This is a genomic window from Pedococcus sp. P2_E4, assembly GCF_056403935.1.
Genome location: NZ_JBFUEO010000004.1, coordinates 82,245 through 104,460, shown reverse-complemented (window position 1 = coordinate 104,460; position 22,216 = coordinate 82,245). Strand labels below are relative to the sequence as shown.

At 71.4% G+C, this 22,216-nt stretch carries 20 protein-coding genes and 1 other RNA gene; 14 read left to right on the top strand and 7 right to left on the bottom strand.

Features of this window, described 5'->3' with window-relative positions; genetic code table 11:
• Positions 1–128 precede the first annotated feature (128 nt).
• A complete protein-coding gene (locus tag AC1DV7_RS03730) occupies positions 129–3,506 on the bottom strand; it encodes a pyruvate carboxylase (protein ID WP_477594711.1) in 3,378 nt (1,125 codons plus the stop codon).
• Between the two features lie 262 nt (positions 3,507–3,768).
• Here AC1DV7_RS03730 and ssrA point away from each other — a divergent pair.
• Both ssrA and AC1DV7_RS03720 read left to right on the top strand, forming a co-directional pair.
• Positions 3,769–4,136, top strand: a transfer-messenger RNA (tmRNA) gene (gene ssrA / locus AC1DV7_RS03725).
• 111 nt (positions 4,137–4,247) lie between these two features.
• On the top strand, positions 4,248–5,057 hold the full coding sequence (locus tag AC1DV7_RS03720) for a phosphatase PAP2 family protein (protein ID WP_477594709.1): 810 nt from the start codon (positions 4,248–4,250) through the stop codon (positions 5,055–5,057).
• A 55-nt stretch (positions 5,058–5,112) separates the two neighbouring features.
• Here AC1DV7_RS03720 and AC1DV7_RS03715 read toward each other — a convergent pair whose 3' ends face one another.
• Genes AC1DV7_RS03715 through AC1DV7_RS03705 form a run of 3 tightly spaced genes read right to left on the bottom strand, consistent with a single transcriptional unit; the run spans position 5,113 to position 6,772 of the window.
• Positions 5,113–5,736 carry a hypothetical protein gene (locus AC1DV7_RS03715; protein ID WP_477594707.1) on the bottom strand — a complete coding sequence of 208 codons (624 nt, stop codon included), beginning with the start codon at positions 5,734–5,736 and terminating at the stop codon, positions 5,113–5,115.
• Positions 5,737–5,793: 57 nt separating this feature from the next.
• Positions 5,794–6,162, bottom strand: a complete 369-nt coding sequence (trxA, locus tag AC1DV7_RS03710; RefSeq protein WP_477594705.1) for a thioredoxin — start codon at positions 6,160–6,162, stop codon at positions 5,794–5,796.
• A gap of 1 nt (position 6,163) precedes the next feature.
• Positions 6,164–6,772 carry an SIMPL domain-containing protein gene (locus AC1DV7_RS03705; RefSeq protein ID WP_477594703.1) on the bottom strand — a complete coding sequence of 203 codons (609 nt, stop codon included), beginning with the start codon at positions 6,770–6,772 and terminating at the stop codon, positions 6,164–6,166.
• Positions 6,773–6,795: 23 nt separating this feature from the next.
• Here AC1DV7_RS03705 and AC1DV7_RS03700 point away from each other — a divergent pair, with 23 nt between their 5' ends.
• From AC1DV7_RS03700 to AC1DV7_RS03655, 10 genes are all read left to right on the top strand, one after another.
• A complete protein-coding gene (locus tag AC1DV7_RS03700; RefSeq protein ID WP_477594701.1) occupies positions 6,796–7,476 on the top strand; it encodes a class I SAM-dependent methyltransferase in 681 nt (226 codons plus the stop codon).
• Between the two features lie 70 nt (positions 7,477–7,546).
• Positions 7,547–9,001 (top strand): NAD-dependent malic enzyme, encoded by a 1,455-nt coding sequence (locus AC1DV7_RS03695; protein WP_477594699.1) that lies wholly within the window; start codon positions 7,547–7,549, stop codon positions 8,999–9,001.
• The gene (locus AC1DV7_RS03690; protein WP_477594697.1) at positions 8,994–9,389 is read left to right on the top strand and encodes a VanZ family protein; all 396 of its coding nucleotides are present in this window, start codon (positions 8,994–8,996) and stop codon (positions 9,387–9,389) included. Before AC1DV7_RS03695 ends, AC1DV7_RS03690 begins: the two co-directional genes overlap by 8 nt.
• Positions 9,390–9,599: 210 nt before the next feature.
• Positions 9,600–11,798, top strand: a complete 2,199-nt coding sequence (locus tag AC1DV7_RS03685) for a DEAD/DEAH box helicase (RefSeq protein ID WP_477594695.1) — start codon at positions 9,600–9,602, stop codon at positions 11,796–11,798.
• Between the two features lie 239 nt (positions 11,799–12,037).
• Positions 12,038–12,592 (top strand): YqgE/AlgH family protein, encoded by a 555-nt coding sequence (locus AC1DV7_RS03680; RefSeq protein WP_477594693.1) that lies wholly within the window; start codon positions 12,038–12,040, stop codon positions 12,590–12,592.
• 32 nt (positions 12,593–12,624) lie between these two features.
• Positions 12,625–12,927 (top strand): DUF3039 domain-containing protein, encoded by a 303-nt coding sequence (locus tag AC1DV7_RS03675; RefSeq protein WP_477594691.1) that lies wholly within the window; start codon positions 12,625–12,627, stop codon positions 12,925–12,927.
• 172 nt (positions 12,928–13,099) lie between these two features.
• The gene (locus AC1DV7_RS03670; RefSeq protein ID WP_477594690.1) at positions 13,100–14,059 is read left to right on the top strand and encodes a zinc metalloprotease; all 960 of its coding nucleotides are present in this window, start codon (positions 13,100–13,102) and stop codon (positions 14,057–14,059) included.
• A 112-nt stretch (positions 14,060–14,171) separates the two neighbouring features.
• On the top strand, positions 14,172–15,923 hold the full coding sequence (locus tag AC1DV7_RS03665; RefSeq protein WP_477594688.1) for a DEAD/DEAH box helicase: 1,752 nt from the start codon (positions 14,172–14,174) through the stop codon (positions 15,921–15,923).
• Between the two features lie 72 nt (positions 15,924–15,995).
• The gene (locus tag AC1DV7_RS03660; protein WP_477594686.1) at positions 15,996–16,205 is read left to right on the top strand and encodes a dodecin; all 210 of its coding nucleotides are present in this window, start codon (positions 15,996–15,998) and stop codon (positions 16,203–16,205) included.
• Positions 16,206–16,286: 81 nt separating this feature from the next.
• Positions 16,287–17,171, top strand: a complete 885-nt coding sequence (locus AC1DV7_RS03655; RefSeq protein ID WP_477594684.1) for an LLM class flavin-dependent oxidoreductase — start codon at positions 16,287–16,289, stop codon at positions 17,169–17,171.
• On the opposite strand, the gene AC1DV7_RS03650 is transcribed toward AC1DV7_RS03655, so the two are convergent.
• Complete coding sequence (locus AC1DV7_RS03650) at positions 17,159–17,653, bottom strand: Lrp/AsnC family transcriptional regulator (protein WP_477594682.1); 495 nt, start codon at positions 17,651–17,653, stop codon at positions 17,159–17,161. The two genes, AC1DV7_RS03655 and AC1DV7_RS03650, sit on opposite strands and share 13 nt — an antisense overlap.
• Positions 17,654–17,761: 108 nt before the next feature.
• Between AC1DV7_RS03650 and hppD the strand changes: the two genes are divergently transcribed.
• Both hppD and AC1DV7_RS03640 read left to right on the top strand, forming a co-directional pair.
• A complete protein-coding gene (gene hppD, locus AC1DV7_RS03645) occupies positions 17,762–18,970 on the top strand; it encodes a 4-hydroxyphenylpyruvate dioxygenase (protein ID WP_477594680.1) in 1,209 nt (402 codons plus the stop codon).
• Between the two features lie 188 nt (positions 18,971–19,158).
• Entirely contained in the window at positions 19,159–20,073 is a 915-nt protein-coding gene (locus AC1DV7_RS03640; protein WP_477594678.1) for an RDD family protein, read from the top strand.
• On the opposite strand, the gene fahA is transcribed toward AC1DV7_RS03640, so the two are convergent.
• Both fahA and AC1DV7_RS03630 read right to left on the bottom strand, forming a co-directional pair.
• Positions 20,070–21,311, bottom strand: a complete 1,242-nt coding sequence (fahA, locus tag AC1DV7_RS03635; RefSeq protein ID WP_477594676.1) for a fumarylacetoacetase — start codon at positions 21,309–21,311, stop codon at positions 20,070–20,072. The genes AC1DV7_RS03640 and fahA overlap by 4 nt on opposite strands.
• Positions 21,312–22,175 carry a hypothetical protein gene (locus AC1DV7_RS03630; protein WP_477594674.1) on the bottom strand — a complete coding sequence of 288 codons (864 nt, stop codon included), beginning with the start codon at positions 22,173–22,175 and terminating at the stop codon, positions 21,312–21,314.
• Positions 22,176–22,216 lie beyond the last annotated feature (41 nt).

Genomic DNA, 22,216 nt, shown 5'->3' with positions numbered 1-22,216 from the left:
TCGGGTCTCCCTCATTGCGGTGGAATCTGCATCTGACTTCGCACAGGGTCGGGCCGCTTCTTGACCTGCCTGCCCCTCGACCGTAACTCCGATCGGGAAAAAGCGCAGGTCAGGACCTTTCGTCGGGCTCAGGCGAGCACGAGCAGCAGGTCGCCACCCTCCACCTGCTGCTGCGACCCGATGGCCAGTCGCGAGACGGTCCCGGCGGTGGCGGCGGTGATGTTGGCCTCCATCTTCATGGCCTCGATCGTCGCCACGACGGCCCCGGCGTCGACGCTGGCACCCTCCTCGACCGCGAGGCTGACGACGCCCGCGAAGGGGGCGGCCACCTGCCGCTTGTCGGACGGGTCGGCCTTCTCGGCGGCCTTGACGTCGACGGCGACGCGCTCGTCGCGCACCTGGACCGGCCGCAGCTGCCCGCCCATCGTGAACATGACGGTGCGCAGTCCGCGCTCGTCCGGCTCCGAGATCGACTGGAGCCCGATGAGCAGGCGCTTGCCCGGCTCGAGGTCGATCTCGTGCTCCGAGCCGACCTCAATGCCGTGCAGGAACTCGCGGGTGCCCAGGACGGCGAGGTCGGAGAACGCGTCGCGGGAGTGCAGGAAGTCCTTGGTGGGACCGGGGAACAGCAGCCGGTTGAGCGTCGGGCGGGGGTCGGCCGCGAGCGCGTCGCGGTCCTCGGCGGAGAGCTCGGTGTCGCGGGGCTTGACGTCACGTCCCTGCAGGGCCTTGGTGCGGAAGGGCTCGGGCCAGCCGCCGGGTGGGTCGCCCAGCTCGCCGGACAGGAAGCCGATCACCGAGTCCGGGATGTCGTACCGGGTCGGGTTGGCCTCGAAGTCGTCTGGGTCGGCCTTGGCACCGACGAGGGCGAGGGCGAGGTCGCCGACGACCTTGCTGCTGGGGGTGACCTTGACGATGTTGCCGAGGATGCGGTTCGCGGCCGCGTACATGTCCTCGACCTCCTCGAAGTGGTCCCCGAGCCCGAGGGCGATCGCCTGCTGGCGCAGGTTGGACAGCTGGCCCCCCGGGATCTCGTGCGTGTAGACGCGTCCGGTCGGTGAGGGCAGCCCCGACTCGAACGGTGCGTAGAGGGCGCGCACGGCCTCCCAGTACGGCTCGAGGTCGCCCACGGCCGCGAGGTCCAGCCCGGTCGCCCGGGGCGTCCCGTCCGTGGCGGCGACGAGGCTCGACAGCGGCGGCTGACTCGTGGTGCCCGCCATGGCCGCGCTGGCGACGTCGACGGCGTCGACCCCGGCGTCGATGGCCGCGAGCAGGGTGCCGAGCTGCCCACCCGCCGTGTCGTGCGTGTGCAGGTGCACGGGCTGGTCGAAGCGCTCGCGCAGCGCCGTGACGAGGGTGCGGGCTGCGGGCGCGCGCAACAGGCCGGCCATGTCCTTGATGGCGATGATGTGCGCCCCGGCCTGGGCGATCTGCTCGGCGAGCCGCAGGTAGTAGTCGAGGGTGTAGAGCTTCTCGCCCGGGTTGGTCAGGTCGCCCGTGTAGCAGAGGGCGACCTCGGCAACCGCGGTGCCGGTGTCGCGGACCGCGTCGATCGCCGGGCGCATCTGGCTGACGTCGTTGAGGGCGTCGAAGATCCGGAAGATGTCGATGCCGGTGCGGGCCGCCTCGTGCACGAACGTGTCCGTGACCTCGGTGGGGTATGGCGTGTAGCCCACCGTGTTGCGGCCGCGCAGCAGCATCTGGAGGGGCAGGTTGGGCATCGCTTCGCGCAGGCGGGCCAGCCGCTCCCACGGGTCCTCGGAGAGGAAGCGGAGCGCCACGTCATACGTCGCACCGCCCCAGGCCTCGACGGACAGGAGCTGCGGCGTGAGCCGCGCGACGTACGGCGCCACGTGCATGAGGTCACGGGTGCGCACCCGGGTCGCGAGCAGGGACTGGTGGGCGTCGCRGAAGGTGGTCTCGGTGACGCCCACTGCGGCCTGGGCGCGGAGCTCGTCGGCGAAGACCTGCGGACCCTGGCGCAGCAGCCGGTCGCGGGCCCCCGGCGGCGGGGGAGTGGACAGGTCGAGGGCGGGGAGCTTGGAGCGCGGCGAGACGGTGCTGCGACCCGGTCCGTGCGGCTGGTTGACGGTGACGTCGGCGAGGTAGGTCAGGAGCTTCGTGCCGCGGTCGGCGGGGACCCGGGCGGTCCGCATGCCGGGCCGCTCGTCGATGAAGGCCGTCGACAGCCGCCCGGCCTGGAAGTCGGGTTCCTCCAGCAGCGCCTGGAGGAACGGGATGTTCGTCGAGACGCCGCGGATGCGGAACTCCGCGAGCGCGCGCCTGGCCCGCCGCACGGCCGTCGGGAAGTCGCGGCCGCGACAGGTGAGCTTGACCAGCATCGAGTCGAAGTGCGCGCCGATCTCGGCGCCGACGAACACGGTGCCGCCGTCGAGGCGCACGCCGGCCCCACCGGCGGAGCGGTAGGTCGTGATCCGGCCGGTGTCGGGGCGGAACTCGTTGGCCGGGTCCTCGGTCGTGATCCGGCACTGGAGGGCCGCGCCACGGATCTGCAGCGTCTCCTGGCTGATGCCGAGGTCGGCGAGCGTCTCACCGCTCGCGATGCGCAGCTGCGAGCCGACCAGGTCGACGTCGGTGATCTCCTCGGTGACGGTGTGCTCGACCTGGATGCGCGGGTTCATCTCGATGAACACGTAGCGCCCGTCGGGCGCGAGCAGGAACTCGACGGTGCCCGCGTTGACGTACCCGATCTCGCGCGCGAAGGCCACGGCGTGCGCACACATCCGCTCGCGCAGCTCCGGGTCGAGGTTCGGGGCGGGCGCGATCTCGACGACCTTCTGGTGGCGTCGCTGGACCGAGCAGTCGCGCTCGAAGAGGTGGACGACGTTGCCGGCTCCGTCGGCGAGGATCTGGACCTCGATGTGCCGGGGGCTGACCACCGCCTCCTCGAGGAACACCGTCGGGTCGCCGAACGCCGACTCCGCCTCACGCATGCAGGCCTCGAGGGCGTCGCGCAGGTCCTCGCGCCGTTCGACCCGCCGCATACCGCGTCCGCCACCGCCGGCCACGGCCTTGGCGAACACGGGGAAGCCGATCTCCTCGGCGCCCCTGACGAGCTCGTCGACGTCGGTGCTGGGCTCGGCGCTGTTGAGCGTCGGCAGCCCGGCCTTCTTGGCGGCGGCGATGGCGCGGGCCTTGTTGCCGGTCAGGTGGAGGACCGACGCGGGGGGCCCGACGAAGGTGATGCCGGCCTTGGCGCAGGCCTCGGCCAGGTCGGGGTTCTCCGACAGGAAGCCGTATCCCGGGTAGACCGCGTCGGCCCCGGCCTCGACCGCCGTGCGGACCACGCCCTCGGGGTCGAGGTAGGCGCGGACCGGGTGGCCCTCGTCGCCGATCTGGTACGCCTCGTCGGCCTTGAGCACGTGCTCGGACTTGCGGTCTTCGTACGGGAAGACCGCGACGGTCTTGGCGCCGAGCTCGGTCGCTGCCCGGAAGGCTCGGACGGCGATCTCACCGCGGTTGGCGACGAGGACTTTGCTGAACACGGGACCTCCAGGGGATCAGCCGGTGGTGGGGCTGGGGCGCGGGACGGCAGCGTCCCGTCGATCCTAGTGAGATCCCGGAGGGTGAGATGGGGTGCCCGCGATGCGGGACGGGGGAGCGCCGTTCGTCGGCCGTGTCGACTCCGACGCATCGTGGGGCCCGCGCGGCCGCGGAAATGATTCGGGGCCGGTCGGCGTTGGACGGTACAGTTCCAACCACAACTGAACAGCGTGTGTGTGAACACCCCTGCACTCGCAGGAGCACGGGGGTGATCGGTTTCGACATTGGTCGGCATTTCAGGGGAAGCGGGTCGAGGATGCCTGGGTTATCTCGTTAACGCTCCCGGCAAACCAATAGGTGCCAACTCCAAGCGCACCGACTTTGCCCTCGCCGCCTGAGCGAGCTCCAAAGTCCGTCAGCCTGAGCTAGTTCTCGTCTCAGTGTCTGGCGTCAGCTAGAGAACTTGCTGCGCAGTCATGTCGAGGGGCTGCGTGGGACTCTTACTCGGCTGGGCCTGTCAGGGAACGTGTGCGCGCGAGCCCTGGGGCCGAGAAACTCCACAGCGCACTGCACCCGGAGAAGTCCTGGTTTGGCGTCAATGGACGCGGGTTCAATTCCCGCCACCTCCACCACCGCGGTGTTCGCACACACGTCTCAGCCACGAGGCCCGGTCGTCCGCGACCGGGCCTTCGTGGTGGCAAGACGGTCGTATGCCGGCGTGCACCTTTTGCGAGGATGGCCCGATGCTGCGCGACGACACCCCCGCCGAGGAGCGGATCGGGTCCCGGGACCTGACCCAGTGGCGAACTCGTGCGGGCCGCCGGCTCGCGGGCTGGGTGGTCGAACACGCGACCGGGTTGGCGCGGTGGAGCGCCGCACACCTGGTGCTCGTCGTGACGGCCCTGGTCGGCGGCGCGGTGGCGGTTGCGCTCACGGCCGCCGCTGCGCAGGTCTACGACGCGGTGACCGAGTCCGACGGCATCGCCGCCCTGGACCGGCCCGTGCTCGACCAGGCCATCGCCTGGCGCTCGCCCGGGCTCGACCATGCCCTCACGACGTACACCGACGTCGGCGGGCCGGTGGGCATGCCCGTGCTCGCCACCCTCGTGACGCTGCTGCTCGTGGTGCTGTGGAGGTCGCGGACCCCGTTGGTGCTGATGGTGATCGCCGCCCTCGGATCGCTGGCCATGACCGTCACGGGCAAGGCGGTCATCGGTCGCTCGCGGCCGCCGTCGTCGGACGCCGTGCCACCCTTCGAGACCTCGCCCAGCTTTCCGAGCGGGCACACGCTCAACGCGACCGTGCTGACCGGCGTCATCGTCTACCTGCTGCTCCGCCGGATCGAACCCGCGTGGGCACGCGCGACGACCGTGCTGCTCGGAGCGGTCTTCGTCGTGACGATGGGACTCAGCCGGGTGTTCCTCGGCCACCACTGGCTCACCGACGTGGTTGCCGGGTGGGCGCTGGGCCTGGCCTGGGTGGCAGCCGTGGTGACCGCCCACCGGCTCTACCTCACCGTGCGCCGCAGACCCCAACCAGACCCAGGTCTTTGATGGGTTGACCACGTCATGGCGTGGTCAACCCATCAAAGACCCGCGTGAGCACCGGTCAGGGGAGGTCGGCGACCCAGTGGTCGCCCTCCTGGGTGAACCCCAGCCGCTGGTAGTAGGGGTTGACCATCCCGGGCGGCGTGACGATCCGCCGGATCCCCTTGCCGCGGAACAGGCCCGAGCTGCGGTAGACGAACTCGCCGGGGGAGAAGTCGCGGAACCGCGGCGTCACGTAGTCGAGCTCGACCTGCGCGACGCCGTCGCCGGCATCCCGCACGACGACCACCCCGACGGTCTCGTTGCCGCGCTCGATGAGGTAGGCGCTGCGCCCGGCGCTCAGGTCACCCGCGTCGAACTGGGGGAAGTACTTGCGGATGTCCTTGCCCTGCACCTTGAGGAAGTGCTGGAGGTACGCCTCGTCGGGACCCACGCCCACAACCTCGTAGACCGTCTCGTCGCCGCGTTCACGCAGCAGCTTGGTCACCATCCAGATGTTGATGCCGGCCGTCACGGTGTTCATGCCCACCATGGGCCACACGTGCAGCAGCGCGTTGAACACCACCAGCGTGATGCTGGCCGTGAGGTTGAGCAGCCGGAAGCGAAGGACCCGCTGCTGCAGGAGGGAGAAGATGAGCAGGGCGGACCCTGCCCACCCGAGTGCCTGGATGGACCACGACGTCATGGGACGAGTGTGGCGCAGTGCCGGGGGCCGGTGCGCCGCGCCCCCGCCGGGTGCTGGCTACGTGGAGGCCTTCTGGGCCTCGACGTCGGCGCGGACGGCATCCATGTCGAGCGCCTCGACCTGGCCGATGACCTGCTTGAGCATCGGCGCCGGGAGTGCCCCGGCCTGCGAGAACACGAGGATGCCGTCGCGGAACGCCATCAGCGTGGGGATGCTGGTGATGTTGGCAGCGGCAGCGAGGGCCTGCTCGGCCTCGGTGTCGACCTTGCCGAAGACGATGTCGGGGTGCTCGTCCGACGCCTGCTCGTAGACCGGCTCGAACCGCTTGCACGGCCCGCACCACTCTGCCCAGAAGTCCACGAGGACCGTGCCGCCCTCGAGGATCGTCTTCTCGAAGTTCTCCGCCGTCAGCGTCGTGCTCGCCATGTCACTTCCATTCCCATCGCACCGCGACCGTCGCGGTGACCGAGTTCTCGCCCAGCTCGACCCCCAGGTCGGCTGCTTTGCCCGCCATCAGCTCGAACCGTGGCTGGGCTCCACCCGACACAACGTCGGACAGCCGTGCAACCTTCCCGAGCTCGCGGCCGGCCAGCGCGGCATACTGCTCGGCCTTGCGGCGGGCGTCCGCGAAGGCGGCCTCGCGCGCCCGCGCCAGCAACGGCTGCGGGTCGGACAGCTCGAGGCCGATGTGCTCGATGGTGAGCGCGTTGCCGGCCGCTCCGGCGAAGGCCGCCACGAGGCTCCCGACGAGCCCCGGGTCGCGGACCGTCACCGACAGGCTCTGGTATGCCGTGTAGCCGACGACCGCGGTCCCCTCGCGGTCGTGGCGCGGATGGACGCCCGTGCCGGTCGTCCGCAGGTCGGCGGCGGCCACCCCGTGGTCCCGTGCGGCCGACGACAGCGCGGCGGAGCGGCCGGCCACGTCGTCGAGGGCGCTCGCCACGTCGTCGGCGTCGCAGCGGACACCAGCCCGGATGCGGACCACGTCCGGCGGGGCCGAGGCCGAGCCGCTGCCGGTCACCTCGAGGTGCGTCATGGGCCCAGCCTATGGTGGACGCGATGAGCACCGACGACCTCCGCAGCAACGACCGCGACGCGATCCGTGCCTACTGGGACGACTTCGCGGCCGACTACGACACCTACCCCGACCACGGGCTGCTCGACTCCGACATCCGCGCCGCCTGGAAGGACCTGCTGCGCACCTGGCTGCCGACGCAGCCCTCCGTCGTGGCCGACCTGGCCTGCGGCACGGGCACCATGAGCGTCCTGGCGGCCGAGCTCGGCCACCAGGTCCGCGGCATCGACCTCTCCGGCGAGATGGTCGCGCGGGCGCGGGCCAAGACCGCCCCCTTCGGGGCGGCTGTCCAGATCGAGCAGGCCGATGCCAGCGAGCCGCCGTTCGAGCCCGCCAGCATCGACGTGGTCTTCGCCCGGCACATCCTGTGGACCCTGCCCGACCCCGCCACCGCGCTGGCGCGCTGGGCCCAGCTCCTGCGCCCCGGCGGCCGGCTCGTCCTGATCGAGGGGCGCTGGGGCATCGAGGCGGCCGAGGGCAAGCCCGCCGCCCTCTGGCGGGCCGGCGTCCCGTCCGACGAGCTCGCGCTCGTCGTGAGGGACCTCGGTCTCGAGCCGGTCCTCGTCCAGCTGACCGACCAGGCCTACTGGGGTCGCGAGGTCGAGCACGAGCGCTACCTCCTGCTGGGCCGGGCACCCGCCGAGGCGCCGGTGGCGACACCGTGAGTGACCGTCCCGACGACCACCAGACGGCCGCGGTTCGGCGTACCCCGCGGTAATCGGGAGAATGCCCGGCATGACTGCAGCCCCTTCCGTCTCCAACTCGATCACGGTCCGCCTGACCCTGCCCGCACGAGCGACCGCCGTGTCGGAGCTCACCGGGGTGATCGAGAGCGGCGGGGGGCTCGTCACCGGGCTCGACGTCACCGCGTCCGGGTCCGACCGCCTGCGGGTCGACGTCACGGCTGCCGCCCGTGACACCGCGCACGCCGACGACCTCGTGGAGGCGATGCGCGGCGTCCACGGCGTCGAGATCGGCAAGGTCTCCGACCGCACCTTCCTGGCGCACCTCGGGGGCAAGCTGAGGATCGAGTCCAAGGTGCCGATCCGCAACCGCGACGACCTGTCGCTCATCTACACACCCGGAGTCGCGCGGGTCTGCATGGCGATTGCCGAGAACCCCGAGGACGCCCGCCGCCTGACGATCAAGCGCAACACCGTCGCCGTCGTGACCGACGGGTCTGCGGTGCTCGGGCTCGGGAACATCGGACCCCTCGGCGCCCTGCCGGTCATGGAGGGCAAGGCGGCGCTGTTCAAGCGCTTCGCCGACATCGACGCCTTCCCGATCTGCCTCGACACCCAGGACACCGAGGAGATCATCCGCACCGTCAAGGCGATCTCGCCGGTGTTCGCCGGGATCAACCTCGAGGACATCTCGGCACCGCGCTGCTTCGAGATCGAGGCGCGCCTTCGCGCAGAGCTCGACATCCCGGTCTTCCACGACGACCAGCACGGCACCGCCATCGTGACGCTGGCCGCCCTGCGCAACGCGCTGCGCGTGGTCGGCAAGGAGCTGCGCGACAGCCGGGTGGTCATGTCCGGGGCCGGTGCGGCGGGCACCGCGATCCTCAAGCTGCTGCTCAAGGCCGGCGCCACGGACGTCGTCGTGGCCGACCACCTCGGCGTCCTCCACCGCGACCGCGCCGACATCGTCTCCGGCGAGCACCCCGCGCTCGCCTGGTCCGCCGAGCACACCAACCACCGCGGCCTGACCGGCACGCTCAAGGACGCCCTCGTCGGGGCCGACGTGTTCATCGGCGTCTCGGCCCCAGGCATCCTCACCGGCGACGACATCGCCACCATGGCCAAGGACTCCATCGTGTTCGCGATGGCCAACCCCGAGCCCGAGGTCGACCCGGTCGCCGCCGCCCAGCACGCCGCGGTCGTCGCGACCGGTCGCTCCGACTTCGCCAACCAGATCAACAACGTGCTGGTCTTCCCCGGTGTCTTCCGCGGCCTGCTCGACGCCGCGTCGACCTCGATCGACGAGGACGTCATGGTGGCTGCGGCCAAGGCGCTCGCCGAGGTGGTCCACCCCGACGAGCTCAACGCCGCCTACATCATCCCGAGCGTGTTCCACCCCGACGTCTCCAAGGTCGTGGCCGCCGCGGTCAAGGCCGCGGTCCTCGGCACGACCCCCGAGCACGTCGTCGTCTCGAAGGCCAGCGACGAGCCCGAGTTCATTGGCTGAGACCTCGACCGAGGCGCACGCGGGTGCCGGGGCGGATGCGGGCCCGGGGGGCCGACGCCTCGGGCGGCTCGCGTTCGCGCTGGCCGTGCTCGTCCAGCTCTGCGCGGTCTACTGGCCCCGGGTCGACGTCCAGGGGCCGGTGACCTGGACCGACAAGGCCGTGCACGTCCTGCTGTTCCTCGTCCCCACGGTGGTGGGGCTGCTGGCCGGGCTCCGGCCGGCCTACGTCGTCGGCGCCCTGGCCCTGCACGCTCCGGTGAGCGAGGTCGTCCAGCACGTCCTGCTGCCCGGGCGGTCGGGCGACGTGTGGGACGCGGTCGCCGACGTGTCCGGGGTGGTGCTCGGGGTCACGGTCGTGGTGGTCGGGAGGACCCTACGGCGCTGCTAGACTGGACGGGCTCAGTTCGGCGGCGCGTGGCAGCGCCAACAGGTGGCGACGATGCCACGGACGCATTCCCAACTCCGACTGATGCCCCACCGGATGACAACTGTTGATCCGGTCCACCGGGCCCCAGAGGCCTGAGGCTCGTTTCTTCGCCCCCTTGCCAGGTGGCTCGAGACGTGTCTACCTCGAGCACCTGAAGTGAGTTGAACATCTGTGCCCAAGAACCTTCGGTCCGGCGCGCCCAAAAAGGCTCGTTGGACCCCCGACCAGAAGGCTGCCGCGAAGAAGGGTCCCAAGAAGGCCCACCGTGGACAGTCGGCCGTGGCCGGTGCCGCCAAGTCCGGTGGCAAGAAGCCGTATGCCGCGCGGCCGCCGCGCGACGGTGACCGCCCCGTCCGCCGCTTCGACCGCGACGACACCCGTGGCCCGCGCCGCGAGACCAGCCGTGACGAGCGTCCCCAGCGACGCGAGTTCGACCGGGGCGACCGCCCCACCCGCCGCCATGACCGAGACGACAACCGTGGTCCTCGTCAGTACAACCGTGAGGACCGCACCATGAGCAACGACAACCGCACCGACAACCGTGGCCCGCGYCGYGAGTTCGACCGCAGCGACCGCCCGGCCCGCAGCTTCGACCGCAGCGACCGTCCCGCGCGCACCTTCGACCGTGACGACAACCGTGGCCCGCGTCGTGAGTTCGACCGCAGCGACCGTCCCGCGCGCACCTTCGACCGTGACGACAACCGTGGCCCGCGTCGTGAGTTCGACCGCAGCGACCGCCCCGCGCGCACCTTCGACCGCAGCGACCGCCCGGCCCGTACCTTCGACCGCGCCGACCGCCCCGAGCGACCCACCCGTCGCTTCGACCGGGATGACCGCAACAGCGGGGGCCCGCGTCGCTTCGAGCGCACCGACCGCGCGCCGCGCTTCGAGGACCAGGTGGACCCCGAGACCGCGCGCATGCAGGCCGACACCTGGGTCAAGTCGACCCGCAAGAGCGTCGATGGTCCCGTGACGGTCGAGGCCGACAACGGCTTCGCCGCCCTGGGCCTGCCCGAGCGCATCGTCGAGCGACTGGCTCGCGACGGCATCACCACCCCCTTCCCGATCCAGGCTGCGACGATCCCCGACGCGCTCGCCGGCAAGGACGTCCTCGGCCGTGGCCAAACCGGCTCCGGCAAGACCCTGGCCTTCGGCCTGCCGGCCCTGACGCGCCTCGCCGCCGGCACGAAGTCCAAGCCGCGTCGTCCGCGCGCCCTGGTCCTGGTCCCGACCCGCGAGCTCGCCATGCAGGTCTCCGACGCGCTCGAGCCGCTCGTGCACGTCCTCGGCCTGCACCACAAGCTCGTGGCCGGTGGCCTCTCCTACACGACGCAGATCAACGCCCTCAACCGCGGCGTCGACCTGCTGATCGCGACCCCCGGCCGGCTCAAGGACCTCATCGAGCGTGAGGCCGTGCAGCTCGGCGACATCGAGATCGCCGTCCTCGACGAGGCCGACCACATGGCCGACATGGGCTTCATGCCCGAGGTCACCGCGATCCTCGACCAGATGCCCGAGGGCGGTCAGCGCATGCTGTTCTCCGCAACCCTCGACAACGGCATCGACCAGCTCGTGGCGCGCTACCTCACCGACCCGGTGACGCACCAGACCGAGGACGGCAAGGCCTCCGTCACGACGATGGAGCACCACGTGCTGCTCGTCGACCCGATCCACAAGAAGGTCATCACCGCCGAGGTTGCCAACCGCGCCGGCCGGACCGTCGTGTTCGTGCGCACCAAGCTGGGCGCCGACCGCGTCGCGCTCCAGCTGCGCGAGCAGGGTGTCTTCGCGGCGGCCCTGCACGGTGGGCTCAACCAGGGTGCACGCAACCGCGTCCTTGGTGCCTTCCGTGACGGCAGCCTGCCGGTCCTCGTCGCCACCGACGTCGCCGCGCGCGGCATCCACGTCGACGACGTGTCCGTCGTGCTCCAGGTCGACCCGCCGGCCGACCACAAGGACTACCTGCACCGCTCGGGCCGCACGGCCCGCGCCGGTGACAAGGGCACCGTCGTGACCCTGGCCCTGCCGCACCAGAAGCGCACGATGGAGCGCCTCACGCGTGAAGCCGGCGTCGACCTGACGGCCGTCAAGGTCCACCCGGGCCACGAGCTCCTCGCCGCCACGGGCGCCACGACCCCCAGTGGGGTGCCGGTGCCCGAGGACCAGGTCCGTCGCGTGCTCGAGGGCGAGAAGCGTCGCCAGGGCGGTCGCCCCGGTGGCCGCGGTGGCCACGGTGGCRGTCCGCGCGGCGGTTCTCGTCCGGCGGGTCGCGGCTTCAGCCGTGAGGGCCGTGACGGCCGCGAGGGTGGCTACCGCGGTGGGCGCGAGCGCTCCGACCGTGGCGGCTACTCCCGCGCCGCTCGGGACTGACACCAGGGCGCCAGCGCGCGATCGACGGCGCCAGCGCCCGACCCCCTCGGCTCCCGCCGACCCCAGAGCCCCGGCCCGACGGCCGGGGCTCTGGCACGTCCGTCGGCCGTCTCCCGGACGGCGCGGGACCGTCGCCGGGCAGACCCTGAGCCGGTGCGGACCCACCCACCCATCAGCCGAACGTCCAGAGCCTCGGTGCCCCGAGTGGGCCGCTGGCGCGAGCGGGGCACAATGGACCCGTGGACAGCGACCTGTCGGGCAACCTCCTGGTGGCGACGCCCCAGATCGGGGACGGCGTCTTCCACCGCAGTGTCGTGCTCCTGCTGCACCACGACGCCGAGGGAGCCCAGGGCGTCGTCCTCAACCGGCCGATGGAGGCTCGGGTCGACGTCGTGCTCCCCGACTGGCAGCCGTACGCGACCTCGCCGTCGGTCCTGTTCGAGGGCGGTCCGGTCGGCCTCGACAGCGCGCTCGGCCTCGTGTCGGCGCCTGGGGACGTCGAGCCCATGGGGGTCAAGCGGCTGTTCGGCGGCATCGGCCTGGTCGACCTCGACACCCCGCCCGCCCTCGTGATGCCAGACCTCGCCGGGCTGCGGATCTACGCCGGGTATGCCGGGTGGTCGCCCGGACAGCTCGAGGACGAGATCGAGGAGGGCAGCTGGTACGTCGTGGAGTCCGAGGCCCGCGACGCCTTCACCGACGCCCCGTCGCGGATGTGGGAGCGCGTGCTGCGCCGCCAGCGCGACCACCTCGCCTTCGTGGCGACGTTCCCGGCCGACCCCGAGATGAACTGAGTGGCCCGGCGACGCGGCATACACTCGGCACCATGAGCGAGCCCCAGACCCCCCTGGACGACCCGCTGGCACCCTCGCCGCAGCCGCAGACCACGACCGCCGTGCTCGAGCGCGAGCAGGTCGAGGAGCAGCTGCAGGAGCCCGGCGACCACGAGCGCTTCTCGCACTACGTCCGCAAGGAGAAGATCCTCGAGAGCGCCCTGTCGGGGGAGCCCGTGGTGGCGCTGTGCGGCAAGGTCTGGGTGCCCGGGCGCGACCCCAAGAAGTTCCCGGTCTGCCCCACCTGCAAGGAGATCTACGAGGGCCTGCGAGCCCCGCAGGACGGCGGGGACTAGACCTCCGCTCGCCTGCGTTTGCCTCCGTTTGGACCGGCTTCATCCGAAAGCCTGAACGAGTCTTTACCTGCACCTGTCCGGCCGCATTCCCGTGCCGGGGCCGACGCTGCCTAGCGTGCAAGGTCGAGCCACCCTGCCGACCCGGAGGTGGCGACCTTGCGAAAGGACGCTCATGAAGCTTCGTTCCCGTATGGCGCTCTCCTCCCTGCTGCTCGGTGCAGCCGCGCTGGGGCTGGGCCAGGCCAGTGCCACGGCCCAGCCGATGGCCGGGCTCGACACCGCTGCCGAGTGCGTGACGCACACCGACGCCGTCAACTCCGCCCGCTCCGCCGCCGGTGGCAACCGCAAGGACGGCAACGAGCTGTCCGCCGCGCAGGCGAAGGCCATGGAGACGAACCTCGCGAAGGCGATGGCGGCCAAGGGCTACACCAAGGGCGCCGACGGCTCGGTCCGCAAGCCCGGCGGAGGGGTGGCCTTCACCCCGGTGGTCGTCAACGTGTACTTCCACATCATCACCAACGGCTCGACCGGCGACGTCTCGGGTCTCGTGGACGAGCAGATGAACGTGCTCAACAGCGCGTACGCCGGCACGGGCCTGTCGTTCGCCACGCCCGTCGTGGACAAGACCAACAACGCCAGCTGGTACAACCTCGCCCAGGGGAGCAGCGCCGAGCGGGCCATGAAGACGGCCCTGCGCAAGGGCACGATGGACGACCTCAACATCTACACCGCCAACCTCTCCGGTGGGCTGCTCGGGTGGGCGACCTTCCCCAAGTCCACGCTCGACCCCATGGACGGCGTCGTCGTCCTCGACCAGAGCCTTCCGGGCGGGAACGCGGCCCCGTACAACCTGGGTGACACGGCCACCCACGAGGCGGGCCACTGGTTCGGGCTCTACCACACGTTCCAGGGCGGCTGTAACGGCAACGGCGACTACGTCGGGGACACCAACGCCGAGGCTTCGCCGGCGTTCGGGTGCCCGGTCGGGCGCGACAGCTGCGCCAGCAAGCCGGGCGCTGACCCGATCAGGAACTTCATGGACTACACCGACGACGCCTGCATGGACAGCTTCACCGACGGCCAGAAGCTTCGCATGCAGAACGCCTGGGTGACCTACCGACAGGGCCACTGACGGCCGTCGCTGACGCCCCCGGGCGACACGCCCTAGCACACCACCGAGGCCCCGGCGCAGACGCCGGGGCCTCGGCATGTCGTTCCGGGGCAACGGTTATCGTGGCGGGCCTATGAGTACCGCCGCCGCATCCCACCTCTCGCCAGCGTTCCCGGAGCGGGCGGCGTGGGGCACGGCCGACAAGCTGCGCGCCTGGCAGCAGGCGGCGCTCACGGCATACCTGCGGGCGACCCCGCGCGACTTCCTGGCGGTCGCCACCCCGGGGGCCGGCAAGACCACCTACGCGCTGCGGCTGGCCACCGAGCTGCTGGGTCGCGGCACCGTGTCCGCGGTGACCATCGTCGCCCCGACCGAGCACCTCAAGACCCAGTGGGCCGAGGCTGCCGCCCGGGTCGGCATCCACATCGACCCGAAGTTCTCCAACTCCTCGGCCCGGCACTCCAGTGAGTACGACGGGGTCGCGCTGACCTACGCCCAGGTCGCGAGCCGTCCGGCGCTGCACCGGACCCGTACCGAGTCCGCGCCCACCTTGGTGATCCTCGACGAGATCCACCACGGGGGCGACAACCTCTCGTGGGGCGACGCGATCCGCGAGGCCTTCGAGCCCGCGACCCGGCGGCTGGCCCTCACGGGGACGCCCTTTCGGTCCGACACCTCACCGATCCCGTTCGTCACCTACGCCGAGGACCGCGACGGCATCCGCCGCTCCTCGGCCGACTACACCTACGGGTATGCCGAGGCGTTGCGGGACGGGGTCGTGCGGCCCGTGCTCTTCCTCGCCTACGGCGGCGCGATGCGCTGGCGCACCAAGGCCGGCGACGAGATCGCGGCACGGCTGGGCGAGCCGCTCACCAAGGACGCGACCGCGCACGCGTGGCGGACGGCCCTCGACCCCAAGGGGGAGTGGATCCCGTCGGTCCTGGCTGCGGCTGACAAGCGGCTGACCGAGGTGCGGCGGGGCGTGCCCGATGCCGGCGGCCTCGTGATCGCGTCCAACCAGACGGCGGCCCGCGCGTATGCGCGCATCCTCGAGTCGATCACGGGCGACAAGCCGACGCTGGTGCTGTCCGACGACGCCGGCTCCTCGGCGCGGATCGAGGAGTACTCCGCCAGCGAGTCGCGCTGGATGGTCGCGGTGCGCATGGTGTCCGAGGGTGTCGACGTTCCCCGGCTGTGCGTGGGCGTCTATGCGACCTCCACCTCGACCCCGCTGTTCTTCGCCCAGGCGGTCGGCCGCTTCGTGCGCGCGCGGCGCCGTGGTGAGACGGCGTCGGTGTTCCTGCCGTCCGTGCCGGTCATCCTCGAGCACGCCGCGCGTCTCGAGGACGAGCGCGACCACGCCCTCGACCGCGTGACCTCGGCCGACGACGAGGCGTCGATGTGGGCCGAGGAGGACGCGCTCGTGTCGGCGGCCAACCGCACCGCTCGCACACCCGACATCGACGCGTTGGCCTTCGAGGCGCTGGAGTCCGACGCCGAGTTCGACCACGTCCTGTTCGACGCCAAGCAGTTCGGCCTCAACGCGACCGTCGGGTCCGACGAGGAGCAGGAGTACCTCGGGCTGCCGGGGCTGCTCGAGCCGGACCAGGTGGCGACGCTGCTGCACGAGCGGCAGACCGCCCAGAGCACGCGGCGACCGGCCAAGGTCCAGCAGGCCGTGTCGGCGCACCGGGCCCTCGCCGCCCAGCGGCAGGAGCTCAACAAGCTGGTGGCTGCCTACGCCCGCAAGCAGGGCACCCCCCACGGGGTCGTCCACACCGACCTGCGCCGGGCCTGCGGCGGGCCGGCGCTCGATGCCGCAACCTCCGAGCAGGTGACCGCCCGCATCGACAAGATCCGCGGCTGGTTCGTCGGTCGCCGCTGACGGGCGGCGGGCCGGGCAGGGGACTAGCGTTCACTGCACGGCGACGCGTGCCGCCGAGGACGGAGCAGTCTCATGGCCAACCACGTCTACTCGATCTCGGAGGTCGTCGGCACCTCCCCGGACAGCATCGAGTCCGCGGTCTCGAACGCGGTCACCCAGGCCGCCAGGACCCTGCGCAACCTCGACTGGTTCGAGGTGCAGAGCGTCCGCGGCCAGATCGCCGACGGCGCCATCGCGCACTGGCAGGTGACCGTCAAGCTCGGTTTCCGTCTCGAGGGCTGACCGCGTTCTGACCATTCCGCCACGCCGCACGCCCGGTGGGTGCAAGCATTCGCTGGAGCGAGCGCGTGGTCAGGAGGTCCGATGCGGCTGGGTGCCCTGGTGCTGCAGCAGCAGCCATGGCTCGACGCAGCCTCGACCTGGCGTGAGATCGAGCGGTTGGGGTTCGACACCGGCTACGTCGCCGACCACCTGACGCACTCCACGGTCGCCGGGCGCTGGTGGGCCGATGGCTGGACCACCCTGGCAGCGGCGGCCGGTGTCACGGACCGCCTCGTGCTCGGGACCCTGGTCGCCTCGGCGGCGGTCCGCAGCCCCACGGTGATCGCCCGCTGCGCCGCGACGCTGCAGGACATCAGCGGCGGCCGGTTCGTCCTGGGGCTGGGTTCCGGGCTGGCTGCGGACGCCCTGGCCGACCGGGGCGAAGAGCTCACCGGCCAGGACCTCTGGCACCGCTATGCCGAGACCGTGTCCGCCATCAGGGCGCTGTGGACGGGGTCGACGACCTGGAGCGGCAGCAGCGTCGCCGTGCACGGAGTCCTGCCGTCCGCGCACGCCCCCGGGCAGCTGCATCCCAAGATCGTGCTCGCAGCCGGGGGGCCGCGCGGCTTCGACCTGGTGGCCAAGCAGGGTGACGGCTGGGTCACCTACGGCGGCCCAGCGCTGGCGGATCTCGAGTGCGACGGCTGGTGGGCTGCGGTCGAGGGCCAGTCCACCCAGGTCACCCGGGCCTGTGAGCGGATCATGCGTGACCCCGTGTCGATCCGCCGGGTCGTCCTCATGGGTTACGGGGCCTACCGCCCGCTCGAGTCCGACGACGCCCTGGCGTACGCGGTCGAACGGGCAGAGTCGGCCGGCTTCGACGAGGTCGTGGTCTACGCGCCGATGGGGCAGCGGGGCGACCCGTTCTGGTGCGACCCCGAGGTCTTCGAGTCGGCCGTGTCGTCCGTGCGGCGTCAGCCGAGCTGAGGCGCCGGCTCCGTCACGGGAGCCGCGGCCTGCACGAGGGGCAGCGTGCGCAGCGGGATGCGGGTCGCGAGCGAGATCGCCGTGTTGGCGCGGATGACGTGCTCGTCGTCGACCACCGCGTCGATGACCCGCTGCAGGTCGGCGTTGTCGCGGGCCACCACGTGGATGAACAGGTCTCCCGAGCCGGTGATGGTGTGCGCCTCGAGGACCTCGGGGATGCGGGACAGGTGCTCGACGACGGGGGAGTGCCCGCGGCCCTGGCGGATCTCCAGCGTGCAGAACGCCGAGACGGGGTAGCCCATCGCCGCGGGCTCGATCTGGGGAGCCCACGAGCGGATGACGCCGTGCGAGGCCAGGCGGTCGAGGCGGGCCTGGACCGTGCCGCGCGCCACGCCCAGCTCGCGGGAGGCCCCGAGCACCCCGATCTGCGGCTGGGCCGCGAAGAGCGTGAGGAGGCGACGGTCCAACGGATCAAGGTCCATGGTCAGATTGTGCATCGCGAACCGCCGTTTGGCGAACATTCTGCGCAGACTGTGCAGCGCAGCGGCATACAGTTGCACACTCTCTGGCCCACGGGCACCCTTGCAACCATGACCGACACGACTTTGGACCTGACCCCGCAGGAGCGCGAGGCGAACCTCGACATCGAGCAGCTCAAGCAGCTCGTCGGCCTCGTCGAGTACGACGAGACGAAGGACCCGTTCCCCGTCACCGGCTGGGACGCGATCGTTTTCGTCGTGGGCAACGCCAGCCAGACCGCGCACTACTACCAGTCCGCGTGGGGCATGGACCTCGTCGCCTACAGCGGTCCCGAGAACGGCCAGCGCGACCACAAGTCGTTCGTCCTGAAGTCCGGCTCCATCCGGTTCGTCGTCAACGGCGCGGTCAGTCCCGACAGCCCGCTCATCGCCCACCACGCCAAGCACGGTGACGGCGTCGTCGACATCTCCCTGGAGGTGCCCGACGTCGACAAGTGCGTCGCCCAGGCGAAGGCCGCCGGCGCCCGCGTGGTCCGCGACGCCGAGGACATCACGGACGAGCACGGCACCGTGCGGATCGCGTCGATCGCGACGTACGGCGAGACCGTCCACACCCTCGTCGACCGCTCCCGCTACACCGGGCCCTACCTGCCCGGCTACGTCGCCAGGGAGTCGACGTGGGTCAAGCGTGACGGCGCCCCGAAGCGGCTGTTCCAGGCGCTCGACCACATCGTCGGCAACGTCGAGCTCGGCAAGATGGACGAGTGGGTCACCTTCTACAACAAGGTCATGGGCTTCGTGAACATGGCGGAGTTCATCGGTGACGACATCGCCACCGACTACTCCGCSCTSATGTCCAAGGTCGTCGCCAACGGCAACCACCGGGTSAAGTTCCCSCTCAACGAGCCGGCGATCGCCAAGCGSAAGWSSCAGATCGACGAGTACCTCGAGTTCTACAACGGKCCSGGSGCCCAGCACCTCGCCCTCGCGACCGGCGACATCCTGCGCACCGTCGACGAGCTGCGAGCCAACGGCATCGAGTTCCTCGACACCCCGGACTCCTACTACGAGGACGACGAGCTGCGCGCCCGCATCGGCGAGGTCCGGGTGCCGATCGAGGAGCTCCAGAAGCGCAAGATCCTGGTCGACCGCGACGAGGACGGCTACCTGCTGCAGATCTTCACCAAGCCGCTCGGCGACCGCCCCACCGTGTTCTTCGAGATCATCGAGCGGCACGGCTCGCTCGGGTTCGGCAAGGGCAACTTCAAGGCGCTGTTCGAGGCGATCGAGCGCGAGCAGGACGCCCGCGGCAACCTCTGACGCCTGCCCCCCCGGCTGGCCGGACTCACCTAACCCCTGCTAGCAGATGTTGGTGAAATGGGGACAGGGTGCACCCTGTCCCCATTTCCGTACCTTCTGCTAGCAGGGGTTGGGTGACGGGGCGACACGGACAGCCGGCAGTCCGCGAAGCGTCCAGCCGGCCATCGCCACCGTGAGAGGCTGAGCACATGGACATGCCCACGAACGCCGGCTGGTACGACGACCCCAGCGACCAGAGCCAGCTGCGGTACTTCGACGGCGTGATCTGGACGAGCCACACGACTCCGCGTTCGACCCGGCCGGCGGCGGCCGCCTCGGGGGCCGGCCAGCAGCAGTACCCCGGGCAGGGCCACCCGCCGCAGTACCCGGGGCAGCAGACCCAGCAGCCGGCCGGGCAGCCCACCCAGCCGGGCCAGTCGACCCAGCCGAGCCAGCCGAGCCAGCCGCAGTGGCAGCAGCCGACGCAGCAGCCCCCTCCCAGCCCGCAGTTCCCCGGTGCCCCGCAGCCGGGCCAGTGGAACGCCCCGGCCTACCCCGGCATGACGGCCGGGCCGACCACACCGGACGGGCAGCTGCTCGCCGGCTACTGGCAGCGGGTCGGCGCCTACCTCATCGACTCGATCATCACGGGGTTGCTCGTGAGCCTCCTCGGCGGCTACTTCCTGTGGAAGGCGATCGCGCCCACGGTCAACCAGTTCCGCGACGCGCTGGACCAGAACGACCCCGCCGCGTTCGAGGGGTTGACGCCCCAGTTCGACATGCCCAACCTCATTGCGTTCGCGGTCATCGCGGCCGTCGTCGGCTTCGGCTACCAGGTGTTCTTCCTGTCCCGCACCGGCGCGACGCCCGGCAAGATGGCGCTCGGGATCAGCGTGCGGCTGCGCGAGCGCCCGGGCGTCCTCAGCGTCGGGGACGCCTGCAAGCGGTCGTTCCTGCAGACCGCGCTCAGCCTCTTGGCCAACATCCCGGTGCTGGGGTCGATCGCCTCGATCGCGTCCCTCCTCGACCTGCTGTGGCCGGCCTGGGACGACAAGAAGCAGGCCCTGCACGACAAGATCGCCGCGACCAACGTCGTGGTCGGCAAGCAACCGCGCAGGGGCTAGCGGGCAGGGGCGATGGTGCCGGTCACCTCGCCGAGCCCGATCCGGGTGTCGCCCGGACCGGGTGCCCAGGCGCGGATGGTGACGGTGTCGCCGTCCTCGAGGAAGGTGCGCGTGCCGTCGCCGACCGTGACCGGCTCGGTGCCGTTCCACGACAGCTCCAGGAAGCTTCCGCGGGTGTCGCGGTCCGCGCCAGAGATCGTGCCCGAGCCGAACAGGTCGCCGCTGCGCACGGACGCACCGTTGACGGTCATGTGGGCCAGCATCTGGGCCGGCGACCAGTAGATCCCGCGGTACTCGGGGCGGGACACGACCGTGCCGTTCCACTCGACCTCGCAGTGGATGTCGAAGCCGGGCGCTGGGCGGCTGCCGCGCAGGTAGGGCAGCGGCTCCGGGTCCTGGCCCGGCAGGTCGACGCGCGCCGAGGCCAGCGCGTCGAGGGTCACGACCCACGGGCTGATCGACGTCGCGAACGACTTGCCCAGGAACGGACCGAGCGGGACGTACTCCCAGGCCTGCAGGTCGCGGGCGCTCCAGTCGTTGAGCACCACGACCCCGAAGAGGTGCTCCTCGGCCCGGTCGACGGGGACCGGCTCGGAGAGCCGCGACGAGCCGCCGACCACGAAGCCGAGCTCGGCCTCGATGTCGAGCTTCACGCTGGGCCCGAAGGTCGGGGTGGCATCGGTGGGCGCCTTGCGCTGACCGCTCGGACGCACGACGTCGGTGCCTGAGACGACCACCGTGCCGCACCGGCCGTGGTAGCCGATGGGCAGGTGCTTCCAGTTCGGGGTGAGCGGCTCGGAGTCGGGCCGGAAGATCCGGCCGACGTTGGTGGCGTGGTGCTCGCTTGCATAGAAGTCGACGTAGTCGCCCACCTCGATCGGCAGGTGCATCGTGACGTCAGCGACCCGCAGCAGGTGCGGTCGCACACCGTCCTCGTGGACGGCGTCGCCCAGGACCTCGGTCAGCCAGTCCCTGGCCACGGTCCACGCCGGCCGGCCCAGTTCGAGGAAGGCGTTGAGGCTCGGCTGCTCCCAGGCCAGGGTCAGGTCCGGACCGTCGCCGACGCCATACCTGTCCCGGCCGATGCGCGCGACCGCACTGGCGTCCAGCACCCAGTCGCCGATGCGGACGCCGACCCTGGGGCTGGACCCGTCCGTCGAGAAGACCCCGTAGGGCAGGTTCGCGATGCCGAACGGGTGGTCGTGGGGGACGTCCAGCCACGTGGTGGGGGTGGTCATTCAGGCTCCTTCGATGAGGCCGAGCTGGATGAGCTCGTCGATCGGGTCGGTCACGGTGCAGCAGCCGTATGCCGTGAAGAAGGCGCGCACGATGGCGGCGTCGGCGGCGCTCATGCGGGTGACGTGGGCGACGAGGGGCGCCGGGTCGCGTTCGGCGAGGAGGGGGACGAGCTCGTCGACCTCCTCGCCGTTCAGGGCCCAGCGGACGGCCGTCACGACGTTGAGCAGTCCGTGGTGCTCTGGCTGGAGGGCGTCGTCAGGGCGGGTCGAGCGGACCGCGTGGTGCAGCCCTCCGGTCAGCTTGAACCCGAGGTCGCGGTCGATGGCGGCCCGGATGAGCCCCGCGAGCTCGCGCTCGTCGGGCCAGGCCCACGAAAGGGTGGCTCCCGTACGGAACTTGGCGCGGACGTCGGAGGAGTCCGACGCGTCGCGGGCGAGGTCGTCGAGCGCCGCCGCCTGGTCCGGCCCGCGGGGGACCTCCAGCGACACGGGGACGTCGGCGGGCCAGGCCTCACGCCAGCCGGGCACCCAACCGAGCTCGGCCCCGGCGACGCGGATCCCGTTGCCCTGCAAGGCCGTCACGGCCTCCCACACCTCGGGCGCCGGCGTCCCGGGGCGACCGATGACGCCGACCGCGAAGGGCTCCTCGGTGAGCAGCGGCAGGAGCTCTGCGACCGCGGAGGCGGGGACGAGCAGCGGACCCACGCACGCGGCATACGCGCTGCTGGCGTGGACGCGGTGCAGCCGCACGGCCTCGGGCAGGGGAGCGTTGCCCGGAGGGAAGACGGCCGCGTCGTCCACCAGGCCCGCGAACAGACCCGGCTCGGCGGGGCGCTCCGCAAGGGGTGCCGACGTCGGTGCCATGCCGGCGAGGCTACTAGGGTGGTCGGGAGCCAGATCGAGTA